Below are 13,729 nucleotides of genomic sequence, written 5' to 3'. Positions count from 1 at the left end.
AAAAGGGTAAGGTTTCCAGTTCAAGAAACCTTACCCTTTTTCTGTACCTGAAACGTCGGGGCGAGACATGGCTCGCCCCCTACATGTCATGGATTGCTTATCGGTATTTTACAACCGTTTTATAATTCGGCGCGAGGAAACGGGGTCCGCGTGTTTTATAAACCACTTTACCGGGAGCATAATAAGTGGTCGCCGGTGCATAGTAGGTCGTTACTGGCTGTACATAAACGGGAGCCGGCTGATAGTAAACGGGAGCGGGAACCACAGGTGCCGGCACTAACGCCGGCGCGTAATACGCGGTCATCGCAGGCACGTAGTAAGCCGTATTGACGGGAGCGGGAACGGCATACACGGGCGCGGGACCCACATAAGGAAACGGCGAACTGTAATAAGTCACCCGTTTCCCGGCTTCGGAAGTTTGAGGCAACATAGTGCAACAGGCAACGATGGCGGCTGCAGCGAATAACATTCGGATACGCATGAGACTGACTCCTGATCAGAGAAATTTCTTGTTCGAGTAAAGATGCAGACACGTGCAACACACCCGCGATTGTGCATGCTTCCTGCCCGTTGGTCAGCCAATTTCTGACAGATCCCCTCACATCCTGCGAGTTCTCAGTTTGAATTCAATATAACTGGGTAAGTTGTTCTGCTCTGAGCGATTATACAGGGAATCAGACCAACCTCCACCAGTCAATTTGAATTTTTCTCGCAAACAAATCAGTGGACGGTGATGTGAAAAGGTTTTCACGTATTTCGATTTTTCTGAACTGCCTCAATCAGCCCCTGTAGATATCCAAACGCATGCAACCGGCCCAGCATTGTGTAGCCGGGTTCTCCCGCTTCCTCTCCCACCAGTTGAGGCACATGATCGGGGCGGATCGGGCCGGTAAAGCCAATTTGTTGATATGCTTTGACCGCAGCATACATATCGGTCGGTCCATTGTCGTGAAATGTTTCCACAAACCGTTCGCGGTTGCCTTGGATATCACGGAAATGCACATACTTGATATGGGAGCCCAGTCGCTGAATCGTAGCTGGAATATCCACGCCCATCTCCGCAAATGTTCCCTGACAGAAACAGATCGCATTCGCCGGGCTCGGCACCAGCTGCACCAGTCGTTCAAAACCTTCCACCGAGTTCATGATCCGTGCTTTGCCCATAAAAGAATCGAGGGGTGGATCATCGGGGTGCATCGCCAATGTGACGCCGCACGCTTCCGCCACGGGAACTAACTCCGTCAGAAAACGCTCCAGATTCATCCAGAGTTCATCAGCTGTGATCGTAGTTGCGGTTTTCTCACGTGTCGTTTCCGACAGCGAAACCGCCTGTTCTGCCTGATCGATATCAAAGCCGGTTACCAGAGCGCCGCCCCGTTCGTGCGCATCCAGCTTGGTCCGTACCCAGTCCGTCCCCGCCATAAAGTTGTAACAGACATACGGGATGCTGACGGTCTGCATATTTGAAAGTAGTTCCCGCATCTCCTCGATCTCAGCATCGAAGTGTTCATTGCCCAGCTTGATATTTTCGATCGGCAGATACCCTTCAATGGCAGCGATCTGTAGTCCGCACGACTCAACTTGTGCTTTCGTCGCTTCCAGTCGATCCAGTCCCCTGCCCGGGTAGCGAATTGTCACATGCGTCACACCAATTTGCGCAAGTAACCGCAGGTTCTCATCGGTGAACGGCGTCACGACAGATGTCAGTTGCATGGCTGGTTTCTTTCCCTCTTCTTCATTCATCGGTAACGCATTCGCGGCCGCATTGACCCCGATTCCTGCAGCTGCTGGCAGGAAAGCGCTTTTACCCTTAAATTCTGGACATTTATTTTGAATTTCACAATGACTGCTGGAAAGAATTCGAAGTTCACTCACTTGAAAAGTCGATTTTCCTCATAGTACGCTGATTTGAACCGACCAGACGAGATACTCTCAGGAAGCCGCTCATGAATCAACCAAGTCAATCTGTCACCGGTGATCCAGGATTGCAGAAAATCGACGCCATCGCGGAACAACTGGGGCTGAGCCGCAACGATTATGAGCCTTATGGCCGCTATAAAGCCAAACTGGTTCACGGGCTCGCCGAACGACTCGACGATCGCCCCCAGGCGAAATACATCGGCGTAACCGCGATCAACCCGACCCCGTTGGGCGAAGGCAAAACCGTCACCACGATCGGCCTGGCGATGGCCTTGTCTCAACTGGGCCACACCACCATCGGCACACTGCGCGAGCCTTCGTTAGCACCGGTATTCGGCATCAAAGGGGGCGGCGCCGGTGGGGGAAAGTGTACTCTGGAGCCGCAGGCCGACATCAACCTGCACTTCACCGGCGACATGCACGCAGTAACCGCAGCAACCAATCTGCTGGCGAGCATCATAGATAATCATCTCAAACGAAAAAAGTCGCCGCAAATCAATCCCGCGACGATCACCTGGAAACGCGTCCTGGATTTATGCGATCGCGGTTTGGCGCATGTCATCACAGGTCTGGATCAGGTACCTCAGGCGCCCTTGCGCGAAACCGGATTCGAACTCTCTGCCGCTTCCGAAGTCATGGCGATTCTCGCTTTGGCTACTGATCTGGCAGATCTCAGACAGCGACTGGGTCGGATTGTGGTCGGCATGACTTATGAAAAGCAGCCGGTCACGGTAGAAACGTTAGGCTGCGCCGGTGCATTGGCGGCACTGCTCGTCGATGCGATTCGACCGAATCTGGTGCAAAGTTGTGAGCAGACCCCGTTTCTCGTACACACGGGGCCTTTTGGAAATATCGCACACGGCAACAGTTCCATCGTCGCAGACAAAATTGCCGTCCGTCTGGCCGATTATGTGGTAACGGAAAGCGGCTTTGGTGCCGACTGTGGCGCGGAAAAGTTTTTCGATATCAAGTGCCGTACCAGCAGTCTCCAGCCCGACGCCGAAGTTCTGGTCTGTACGGCACGGGCATTGAAGCTGCAGAGTGGTCTGTTTGAAGTCCGTCCGGGCAAACCCTTGCCCCCCGCGCTCCTGGAAGAAAATCTCGATGCAATTCGCGCTGGTGCCGTGAATTTGAAAGCACACCTTGATATCATTCGCCAGTACGGTCTCCCCACTGTCGTGGCCATCAACGCCTTTCCCAATGACAGACAGAAGGAACTCTCAGAAATTCAGCAGATTGCCCTGGAGCAAGGCGCCTCTGCGGCCGTCGTGACCGACGCATTTGCACGAGGCGGACAAGGCTCAATCGCACTGGCTGAAGCCGTCGTGAAAGCGGCTGGCCAGCCGAATCAGTTTCAATATCTCTATCCGCTCGAAATGTCGATCGCAGACAAAATCGAAACGATCGCCACCAAAATTTATGGTGCTGCATCCGTCGAATATGATCCCAAGGCCCAGCGGCGCATTCAGGAATACGAACAACTCGGTTATGGCAGGCTGCCGGTCTGCATCGCGAAAACCCAATATTCGCTTTCGCACGATCCGAAGTTATTAGGACGACCTCAAGGTTTCACGTTTCCTGTACGCGATTTGAAACTCTCTGCCGGTGCCGGGTTTCTGTATGCCTTATGCGGCGAAATTCGTACGATGCCCGGTCTCCCTTCCGAACCGGCGGCATTACGCATCGACATCGACGAACAGGGAAACATCACCGGGTTGCAGTAAACGTTCTTGAGAGCCGACTAGGCGAGTTCCGTAATACGATACTGGTTTTCCCCCGGCTCGAAAAGTTCCGGCAACCAGGCCACACCCAGTCCCGGCGTTTGGGGAATCACAATCCGACCGTCGTCCACCTGGATTTGTGTGTCGATCAACTGCGGGTACAAAATTCGCAAGTGCGCCCGCAGGCTTTCCTGCCAGGCCACATTATTCGAACACGCCGCCACATGCACGCCCGAAAGCAGCGTCAGCGGTCCCGTGCAGTCATGCATCACAACGGGAATGTTATAAAACTGTGCCAGCCGTGTGATATTTCTGGTTTGAGAGATTCCGCCGACCCACGTCGGATCAATCATCACGAAATCAGCGGCCCGCTTTTCGAGTGCCAGCCGATAGTCATCGGGGCCGTTAAACATTTCACTGACCGCCAGCGGAATCTCCGCTTTATCACGAAAATCACTCAACGTATCGACGCAATCCACGCGCAGCAGATCTTCAGCCCAGAGAATGTCATATTCCCGCAGCCGTTTGGCGATCCGCAGTGCCGGGGCGAGTTGAAAAAATCCGTGACCGTCGATAATCAGTTCGATATTATTACCCAGTGTTTCGCGAATTTTCCGAAAGGGCTCCAGTGCCTGCGTGATATCCTTATGGGTAATATGCAACGGCCCATTCGTTTTGTGAGCAGCAAAATCGAGCGTCCAGACTTTGAGAGCCTGATAACCTTCCGCAATCAACGATTCCGCCAGCGCAACTGGTGAATTGACGGCGGACCAGTAATCGTTGAGCGGTCCCTGATTTCCCACACGGCCATGGCCGGGCCACGTGTGTTTGCTTTCTAAATCACTCGTGCCACCATACGAGGGGCCGCCACAACTGTTGTATGTGCGGATCGATTCCTGCACGCAGCCCCCCAGTAACTGCCACACCGGCTGGGACGTCACTTGTCCGAAGATGTCCCACAGCGCCAGATCAATGGCGGAAATCGCCCGCAGTTCGGTTCCCCGCGAACCAAAGTTCGTGGCACGTTCATACAGAAATCGCCAGTGCGCTTCGATATCGAGCGGGTTCTTCCCCATCAGATAATGCGACATCCAGTCGTGAATCATCGCGGCGACCGCATGCGGCGCGTAATAGGTTTCGCCGCAACCGACAATTCCTTCGCTGGTATGAATCCGCACCAGCAGCAGACCGGGCATGATCGATTCCGCAATCGAAGTTTCGATTTTTGTGATCTGCATGGGATTTCCTTTTGTGTGAAAGAGATTCAATTTAGTCGATGGATTCAAATGGAAACAGTGGCTTTCTGCGATACTCGTACTGAAACTGCTCCATGTCCGCCGAAGTCACGCCCGGCGTATTCACACGAATCAGATTCGGGCAGACCGGTTTGTAAGCCGCCAGCGGTGCCTGCACTCCCTTCGCGACAAGAATATGATAATCGGCGGGCTCAATTCCGCAAGATGTGAGTTGTCCCAGACTGAAGGGGGGCGTGCGATGACTATTGAGCATGATCGTCAATCCGAAATCGGTTTTTACCACCGCTGTCGGGCCCATCTGAAATTCGGTTTTGCCACCATGACGGACCTCTGATTCCGTAAAATGACCATCGTGCACGCTGACAACCGTGACGTCGGCAATCAGAGGTGCCCCATGCTGGTCGTCGGTCTTGCCTCCCATCGCCAGTCCTGACAATGTGGCTCCCGGTCCCGCGGCAATCGCCGTTTGGGCTGCTTCAGGATCGTAAAGACAGGCAAAGCTGTTCGGACCCTGTCGCTGTTGAATCGCATGTAAAATGGTCGTGCCGTCTGCGGGCGAACCGCCGCCGATATTGTCTCCCATATCCAGAAAACAGATCGGCCCTTCAAGTTGTTGTGCCTGGTCGAGGGCCTCTTCAATGCCAATCAGATGCGCCACAAATTCTTCGCGGCGCGTGATCAGGCTTTCTCCCAGTTGATCCGCCAACTCTTGCGCACGGCTTGCATTGTTATCCGTCACCACAATAAACCCGGAACCCATCTCGGCGACATCCGCATAGGGAAAACCCAGAATCACGCTGTTGGACAGCACGCCCGGTTCTTCCAGCATCTGATCCGCTTGTGTATATAACGACGCGCACGGCTCGGAAGACGTATGCTGCCGTTCAATATTAATCGCCACCGGCACAAAGCAGGCGGCTTGCGTCGGTTTGACCTCACCGTTCAGAATCCGTTGCATCAGACGCGCCGCTTCGATGCCGCGATCCTTCTGATCAATGTGCGGGTTTGTTCGATACACAATCGTCGCGTCGCAGGCATCGATCATCGCTTGCGAAACATTCGCATGCGCATCCAACGTACAGACGATCGGGAGTTTCGGGCCGACCTGCTCACGCACCAGTGTCAGCCAGTAACCGTCCAGGTCACGTTCGTTTTCACTGACACCTGCACCATGCGGCGCCACGAGCAAACCGTCCAGAGGTCCCGCCTTCTGCAGTGCGTCCAGCATTTTCCGAACCAGCGTCTTCACGGTTTCCGCGGTGATCGTGCCTCCCGGCAGCGCACGGGCGACAAAAATCGGTACCGCTTCGAGGTCTGTCTCCGCCAGGCCGGCGAAGAATCCGCCGATCTCATGTGCTGAGGTTTTGAAAATCGGATAAATCGCATCGCCGGTCGCCAACACGTCATGTTCGAAATCCGCCAGCGTGGTCGCCGATTGAATAAACGTATTCGATTCGTGTTGCAGAGCAAGTATTCCGACACGCATCACAGGCCCCTCAGAAAAAACGTGAAAAATTTCAGCTCCATATCTTATCGTGGAATGGTGTATTCACTATAATGAAACGCACGGTGGGTTGCAAGCAGCGACCACATTTACGTTTTTTTCATACTTACTGCAGATCAGGTTCAGTATGTCTTCCACAATCGAAGCATCATCACTCGGCAAAGCGCTGCACGTACTGGAAGTGCTGGCTTCTTCGGGCGGTGCGCTGACGTTGCTCGAAATCGTCCAGGAACTGGGCCTGCATAAGCCGACCGTGCATCGTATTCTCGGAGAGCTGATCGAACTGGGCTACGTGAGCCGCGTCGAAAAAGGGGTCTATCAGATTACACCGAAGTTACGACGTCTGGCTTTGGGCGAAATGGAAGACCGCTTGACGGAAATCGCCGACCCCGCGTTGCGTGCCCTGCATCAGGAAACGGGGGAAACCGTCAATCTCGGTGTGTTGCGGGGAACCAACGTTCGTTATCTGCGCGTGATCGAAAGTACGCATCCCTTACGACGTATCGTCGAGCCGAACAGTACCGACCCGTTTTATTCCACTTCGTTGGGTCGTGCCATCACATCAGAATTGAGTGACGATGCCTGGGATGCTTTAATTGCCCGCACACGGCTCGAGTCCCGGACGAGCGAAACCGTGATCGATCAAAAACAGCTCCGCAAGATTCATCAACGCGCGCAACAGGATGGCTACGCGGTCGAGCAGGATCAAAACGATGTCGGCGTTACCTGCATTGGGGCGCCCGTTTACGAGGACGGCGAAATCGTCGCCGCTATTAGCCTGAGTGTGCCGACCGCCCGTGCAGATGCGAAAGCGTTACAACAATTTATCAAAGCGGTTATCAAAACAGCCAAACAGATTTCCAGCCAACTTTAACAGAGCGTGAGTGAATTATGAATCAATCCCAACCGGAAACAATCACCCTGGATATGATGCGCCAATCCCTGCATTCCGCCATCATCTGTGATGCCCTGGATTCCATCGGCCTGACGAATCAGTCGCCCCGCAAAGAGTTATTGCCGATGACGGTCGAGGAAGTCGTCGTCGGACGCTGTAAAACCAGTCTCTGGGCCGACATGTACCACAGTGATCCCAGCCCGTATGAACTGGAACTGAAAGCCGTCGATTCCATCAACGCCGACGAAGTTTTCATCGCTGCCGCCAGCGGTTCGATGCGATCCGGCATTTGGGGCGAATTGCTTTCAACGGCAGTCAAGCACCGTGGTTGCACCGGCGCGATCATTGATGGTGCCGTCCGCGATGTCCGTCAGATGCGGGCCATGCCCTTCCCGGTCTGGGCCGTGGGAACCTCACCCTATGACAGCAAAGACCGCCAGCGGATCATTGACATCGATGTCCCGGTAGAAATCGGCGGCGTGCTGTTCTCTTCCGGCGATCTGGTATTTGCCGACGTCGATGGCATCGCCGTTGTCCCGCAGAAAGTGGAAACCGAAGTCATTCAGCTTGCCTGGAAAAAAGTGCACGAAGAAAACACATTCCGCGACAGTATTAAAGCAGGCATGTCCGCCACAGAAGCCTTCGCGAAGTACGGCATCCTCTAAACGAACAGGTTTAATCAGAGGCTTCAGGGTTCCACCACGCATTCAGCAGTGTGCGGAGTTCTGCCAACGCAGCCGTCTGGCTCGTATCGTGAATCAGGTTCTTTGTTTCTCCCGGATCTAGTGACAGATCAAACAGGACATCGCCGCGCGTATAATCGTTCCAGGTCTTTCCCTGTGCGTTGGCATTGTGTGCGGTGATCAGTTTGAGATTTCCTTTGCGAATCCAGCGATGCGCCACGTCCCGCTCCGGATGTCCCAGCGCCGTTGCATCTCCCGGAAAAATCTCGCCATACACGGCCCGGTCTGCAGGTAGTTTCGCTGCGCCTTTCGCGGACGGCAAGAGATTCACGCCCGGCAATTTTTGTGCGGCACTCCCCTGCCCGGCGGCATGCAGCAAGGTCGGCACAACATCCACACTGCTGATGAGTGCCGTGTGCGTTGCCGGTTTTGTCACGCCGTCCCAGCGAATCAGGATCGGCGAACGTAGTCCGTCTTCAAACGGCGAACGCTTGCTTGCTTTCGTGTGATGATAATTCTCGCGATACTTCATCGGCCGGGTTCCCGGCGTCCAGCCATTATCGATGACGAATAAAAACAGGGTATTCCTGGCATCGGACTCTCGTTCGACAAACTGAATCAGTTCGCCGACGGTATCATCGAATTGCGAACAACTCGCATAGTAGGCGATTTCTTCTTTCGAAACACGCGGGTTGTCACGATATCGGTCAAAATAATTCTTGGGCGAGTCATGGGGCTGATGCGGCAGATAGGGAGCGTACCAGACCAGCCAGGGAGTCGACTTCTGCTCGCAGTCGCGCACGAAATCGTAAATTGGCTGCATCGTTTCGCGACCGATCTTGAGACCCCAGTCCCCGTTTCCATGTGCGGCGAGTTCTCCGTTGGCCAGCTTGCGATTGCCGCCAAAGGTCTGGCCGGGGACCGGCTGGAAGATCGTCATACCTTCCGTGAAACCGGCGTTGCGATAATGGCCTTCCCAGAATTTTCCCGTTTGCAGACAGCGATAGCCGTGCGATGCCAGAATTCGGGGCAGCGTCTCCACGTTTTGAATCAATCGAAAGGATTTGCTGCGAGTGTTTTCATATTCCTTCCGCGATGTCATCTTGTTAAACGCACCATTACCCGGCGGCGGATGATTATAGTGAATGCCGCTCTGGTGCGGATACAGGCCCGTCAACAACGTCGCCAGCGAAGGGCTGCAGACACTTGTCGGCAGATACCCGTTCACATAACGGGCCGACTGCTGTGCCAGTCGATCGATGTGCGGCGTTTGAATTTCTTTGTTGCCCATGAAACCAAAGTCGCGGAAGGTCTGATCGTCTGAGATGATCATCACGATGTTGGGGGGCTGTTTTGTTTCTGCGCGGACAACTGCAGTTGAAAAAACTCCCCCGCTTGAGAGCAGGCAGCAGATTACGGTCAACACAGCGATTCCGTTCCCGTTTCGCGAGTTTGAAAGGCCTTTCATTCGTTTCCCAATCCCTCTACACATCAATGCCATGAATTGATACAGTACACTCAGCATAGTCCACCAGGCACGCGAAGTCATTCCGAATTTGCGTTATCCTGTTCTGCTTTTCCGGAACGAAGCCTGTTTTGTGAAGTATTCGCGTTGGAAAATGGTCCACGAAAAAAGGAAAAGAAACGGGAACCAACATTACAAAATTTGATCGATGCAGTAACATAAGCATATGTAGGCGACCCAACGGAGATTCAGATCCGCCTGCAGTTCCTTTCATACGATTCTTCAGATCCATCAAGGCATACTAAGTAAAGGGAGTTTCCAGTGAGTATCAATCCATTAGAGTATCAACCGGGTGGCGACAAAAAGAACTCTGAATTTTTTGACGAATATCGGATGAAAATCTACGAACGTCGCCAGAGCAGCGGGGTTGACGATTTACTGAATACCATGCGCGGCATCGTGGTCCAGGTCGAACAGGGTGACGCCCTGCCTTACCTGCATGAACTCTATCTGATGGGCCCCTACCGGTACACCGCCTCGTTCTGGAATACCACGCATAAAGTCTATGTCCTCACATCCGAGCCCGAATTTCCACGGCTATTCGTACTGGAGCCGCTGGAAAAAGATTACGAGGATGAGATCACGATGTACAATCGGTTGTATCCGCTCTCCAGCCAGAAACCGAACGCACGCTACATCGGCGAAATTTTCAGCACGAAAGATGTCGCGGAAACACAGAAAACACTCGAATCGCATAACATTCGTTTCAATTATCACCACGAAACGAAAAACCCGTTCTTCACGGAATCCCATTTTGCGTTTACCTTCCCGTCCGACTTTACCTGCAACCGCGTCGGTTATACTCAGGTCGAAATTGACGACTTCGATGCCCTGAATTTGGGTACGCCCTTCGAACTGGATGCCTCGGTCGTTGATTCCTTAAATCAGGTCGTTGAATTTGCCGAAGCGGAAAAGCTCGATTCGCTGATTCTTGGAGTCGATCATCTGGCAACCCGCATTCTGGCCGGCGAACGTGAAGATGCGATCCTCGAATTTTTGACGATGTCCAACCACTACTTCTGGGGTGCCTACAATATTTCCGCCATGAATTCGTCTACGAATGTTACGCGGAACGGCTATGTTGACGACGATAAAAAGTCACCCGCGAAAGTATTTACCGCCAACAACACGCCTTCGTTTGTGAATTCCTTCGAAAATCTGCCCATGCCCACAGAAGACTTCGTGCGCAACTACGGCCGCCGTCTGCATCACGTTGCCTATGAAGTGGTCGACGGTAATCACCGGGCCGGCGAAAAGAATGTCGATTATGTGGTGAATACGCTGAAAGACAAAGGAATTCCCTTCCTGGCCCACGTGGTCGGCGAATGCCTGGATGAACCAAATCTGAAGCAGATCTTCTCGAAGCACTCCGATTATTCCATTCTGATCACCGAATATGTGGAACGCTGTCACGGCTACGAAGGGTTCTTCACGAAATCCAATGTCGCCGCACTCACCGAGGCGGCCGGAAAAGACGAACGCTACGAACACGGCCACGTCTTTGACTAAAGGCGGATTCCGGTTCGAACCGACATTCAAAGTAGACAGCGCTTCCGTACTCAAACCAGGGATTTGCAAACTATGAATCGTTCTTCGAATTTGCCAAGGATTGTCATCATCGGAGGCGGCTTCGCCGGCATCAATGTCGCCAAGTCGCTGAAAGACGCCCCGGTTGAGATCGATCTGGTTGATAAGCGGAATTACCACCTGTTCCAGCCGCTGTTGTATCAGGTCGCGACGGGAGAACTCGACCCGGCCAATATCGCTGCACCGATTCGCAAGATTCTGTGGAAGCAGAAAAACGTGCATGTCGCCCTGGGCGAAGTCACTGCCATCGATTTCGACAAAAAACTGGTCGACTTTGATGGCGGCGAGTTGGATTACGACTACTTGGTAATTGCCTCCGGGGCACAGCAGTCCTATTTCGGCCATGATGAATTTCGGGCTCATGCGCCCGGTTTGAAGTCGATTGATGACGCACTCGAAATCCGCCGACGTCTGTTCCTGGCATTTGAAGAAGCCGAGTGGGAAGCTGACGAAGAAGCCCGTCGCAAAAAACTGACGTTTGTGATCGTCGGCGGCGGACCAACGGGCGTCGAACTGGCGGGAGCCGTCAAAGAAGTCGCATCCGAAACACTGCCCCGGGAATTTCGTAACATTCATAGCGGCATGGCCCGTGTGATTATTGTCGACGGCGGTCAGCGTCTTGTCGGTCCGATGCCCGAAGACCTCGGCGTGCGGGCACAACAGGTGCTCGAAAAAATGGGCGTCGAAATCCATCTGAATGTGCATGTGACCGATGTAACTGACGAAGGGGTTGTGATTGGCGACGAAAAGATTCCCGCCGAGAATGTCTTCTGGGCTGCCGGCGTACAGGGGCAGGATCTTGCGAAAACGTTAGACACAGAAGTGGATCGCGGCAGCCGGATTGTTGTCGGCCCTGATCTTTCGATTCCCAATCACCCGGAAGTCTTCGTCGTGGGAGACGCCGCCCACGCCACCGATGCCACCACCGGAAAGCCGGTTCCCGGCCTCGCCCAGGGCGCCATCCAGACCGGGCGCTTTGTCGCCGAAATTATCAAAGCCGAAATCGCCGGCAACGCACCGAAAGAACGTCCCCAGTTCAGCTACTACGATAAAGGTTCGATGGCGATGATCGGCCGCGGCAACGCCATCGCCGCGATCGGCAAAATCCATTACGGCGGCATTCTGGGCTGGATTTCCTGGAACGTGTTACACGTGATGTTCCTGGTCGGCTTCCGCAACCGTTTCAAAGTCATGCTCGACTGGCTCTGGAACTACATCTGGAAAACCCGCCGCTCCCGCCTGATCACCGGCGACCCCGAAGTTCACATTAAACAACTCTACTCCGAACACCAGCAACCGGTCATCAAACCGCATAGAGGAAAACGTGATAAAACGGAGGATGAATAAAACGTCGAACCCCTCGGTAGTGTTTCTTAATTCAAATTGGCCTTTGCATATAAGACAGAACCGGGGCTAACGCCCTTCGGCTAATAGGGCATTCCGGTTGGAGCGTCACCAAAAACCGGATCAGCCGCACGGCGTTAGCCGCGGTTAATACCGATCTCAGTAATGCTTACTATAGGTGAATCATCCTCTGAATTAATAAACGCCACCTAGTCTTTTCAGCGCATTGAAGGGAGCCTTATCATGAGCGAAGACGATCACAAAGCGGAAAAACAGAGAGGTTCTGCAGAAGCGGGGCTGGTTTATTTTTGTTCGATTCTGACGGGTGTGGGGGCCGTGATTGGAGCCTGTATTGCGGTTTCCTCAAATGAGTACATCGCCGGCGGTATCTTTATGTTAGCCGCGTCGATGATGTTTGGTTTACTGGCGAATGCGATGTTTCGAAATTAATTCCCTTCGCCGTCGTCTTTCTAAATCGATCTATCGATTCTTCTTTCTGTGACACATAGTCAGAGGTTCGGCTGGTCTATGAAATACTTTTCTTTTTAAAGCGTATAGATGTATTGCAGCGTAGGACATCCAGTGTCAGTCTCAACTGCTAATACCGGATCGATATTCTCTTCGAGGGGGATGGGGGTGTCATAAATCTGATCGAGTATCGAAGAACACGCATCAAAATCGCCACCTTCTGCGAATTTGTCAAATATCAAATCGTTATCAGGATAGAGACGCATGGTGGGAGCTGCAAATGCATTGGCAATCGAAAGAAAAGCAGAAATATGGACTGAACGCAGTTGTTGAATACTCAAAAATCCGCGCCAGCGTCCGCCAGTACGGAGATGTGCTACAGATGGATTGACTGACACAAAAAGTGGACCGGGACCAGAATATCGGTCGAAGTCTCTGGTGAAGGGATACGGGTGAGGTGGTCGAGCGACCCATGTTTTGCTTTCAATTGTTTTTGCCGTTTCCTTTTCAGGCCAGTATGCCTCAACATTCAGTACAGAAGGGAGTGTGTCATTGAGCAGGTCCATGATCATTTCCCGATTTGACCAATCGGCTAGCTGATGCGGAAATAAAACGTTGATTCGTGTTCCCATGATATTTCTCTTGCAGGCCGACCAGGTCGCGTTTTTTAATCACTCCGATCCTGATTTTGAGGACGACAGCGTTAGCGATGTAAGAATACGTCTTGGCCGACAGTGTAATGTCGCCCTTGTTTTAGTGGACAATGACCGCAGAAAAGGCCCATTAGCCGCAGGGCGTTAGCCCCGGTTGTGCGTCATTCGTAAGG

12 protein-coding genes are annotated in these 13,729 nt (G+C 53.1%); 6 read left to right on the top strand and 6 right to left on the bottom strand.

Annotated elements, in window-relative coordinates; translation table 11 throughout:
* Positions 1–97: 97 nt before the first annotated feature.
* Together Pan241w_RS23245 and Pan241w_RS23240 are read right to left on the bottom strand one after the other, a co-directional pair.
* Positions 98–481: a hypothetical protein gene (locus Pan241w_RS23245; protein ID WP_145220442.1), complete on the bottom strand. Its 384-nt coding sequence runs from the start codon at positions 479–481 to the stop codon at positions 98–100.
* A 266-nt stretch (positions 482–747) separates the two neighbouring features.
* Positions 748–1,713: a mannonate dehydratase gene (locus tag Pan241w_RS23240; RefSeq protein WP_145220440.1), complete on the bottom strand. Its 966-nt coding sequence runs from the start codon at positions 1,711–1,713 to the stop codon at positions 748–750.
* Between the two features lie 233 nt (positions 1,714–1,946).
* Here Pan241w_RS23240 and Pan241w_RS23235 point away from each other — a divergent pair, with 233 nt between their 5' ends.
* Complete coding sequence (locus Pan241w_RS23235; RefSeq protein ID WP_145220438.1) at positions 1,947–3,644, top strand: formate--tetrahydrofolate ligase; 1,698 nt, start codon at positions 1,947–1,949, stop codon at positions 3,642–3,644.
* 17 nt (positions 3,645–3,661) lie between these two features.
* On the opposite strand, the gene Pan241w_RS23230 is transcribed toward Pan241w_RS23235, so the two are convergent.
* A complete protein-coding gene (locus tag Pan241w_RS23230) occupies positions 3,662–4,879 on the bottom strand; it encodes a mandelate racemase/muconate lactonizing enzyme family protein (protein ID WP_145220436.1) in 1,218 nt (405 codons plus the stop codon).
* A 31-nt stretch (positions 4,880–4,910) separates the two neighbouring features.
* Positions 4,911–6,383 carry a M81 family metallopeptidase gene (locus Pan241w_RS23225; RefSeq protein ID WP_145220434.1) on the bottom strand — a complete coding sequence of 491 codons (1,473 nt, stop codon included), beginning with the start codon at positions 6,381–6,383 and terminating at the stop codon, positions 4,911–4,913.
* 145 nt (positions 6,384–6,528) lie between these two features.
* Here Pan241w_RS23225 and Pan241w_RS23220 point away from each other — a divergent pair, with 145 nt between their 5' ends.
* The gene (locus Pan241w_RS23220; protein ID WP_232107249.1) at positions 6,529–7,275 is read left to right on the top strand and encodes an IclR family transcriptional regulator; all 747 of its coding nucleotides are present in this window, start codon (positions 6,529–6,531) and stop codon (positions 7,273–7,275) included.
* 17 nt (positions 7,276–7,292) lie between these two features.
* Positions 7,293–7,961 (top strand): RraA family protein, encoded by a 669-nt coding sequence (locus Pan241w_RS23215; RefSeq protein ID WP_145220430.1) that lies wholly within the window; start codon positions 7,293–7,295, stop codon positions 7,959–7,961.
* Positions 7,962–7,971: 10 nt separating this feature from the next.
* On the opposite strand, the gene Pan241w_RS23210 is transcribed toward Pan241w_RS23215, so the two are convergent.
* Entirely contained in the window at positions 7,972–9,447 is a 1,476-nt protein-coding gene (locus tag Pan241w_RS23210; protein WP_198000101.1) for a sulfatase-like hydrolase/transferase, read from the bottom strand.
* A gap of 318 nt (positions 9,448–9,765) precedes the next feature.
* On the opposite strand from Pan241w_RS23210, the gene Pan241w_RS23205 reads away from it, so the two are divergent.
* The 3 genes from Pan241w_RS23205 (at position 9,766) to Pan241w_RS23195 (ending at position 12,885) form a co-directional block, all read left to right on the top strand.
* The gene (locus tag Pan241w_RS23205) at positions 9,766–11,013 is read left to right on the top strand and encodes a hypothetical protein (RefSeq protein WP_145220426.1); all 1,248 of its coding nucleotides are present in this window, start codon (positions 9,766–9,768) and stop codon (positions 11,011–11,013) included.
* A 72-nt stretch (positions 11,014–11,085) separates the two neighbouring features.
* Complete coding sequence (locus tag Pan241w_RS23200; protein WP_145220424.1) at positions 11,086–12,438, top strand: NAD(P)/FAD-dependent oxidoreductase; 1,353 nt, start codon at positions 11,086–11,088, stop codon at positions 12,436–12,438.
* Between the two features lie 240 nt (positions 12,439–12,678).
* A complete protein-coding gene (locus Pan241w_RS23195; protein WP_145220422.1) occupies positions 12,679–12,885 on the top strand; it encodes a hypothetical protein in 207 nt (68 codons plus the stop codon).
* 95 nt (positions 12,886–12,980) lie between these two features.
* Here the strand turns inward: Pan241w_RS23195 and Pan241w_RS23190 are convergent, their stop codons facing one another.
* Positions 12,981–13,535, bottom strand: a complete 555-nt coding sequence (locus Pan241w_RS23190; RefSeq protein ID WP_145220420.1) for a hypothetical protein — start codon at positions 13,533–13,535, stop codon at positions 12,981–12,983.
* Positions 13,536–13,729: the final 194 nt, after the last annotated feature.

This window comes from Gimesia alba, assembly GCF_007744675.1.
GTDB lineage: Bacteria > Planctomycetota > Planctomycetia > Planctomycetales > Planctomycetaceae > Gimesia > Gimesia alba.
This window is presented reverse-complemented; position numbering and strand designations above follow the sequence as displayed.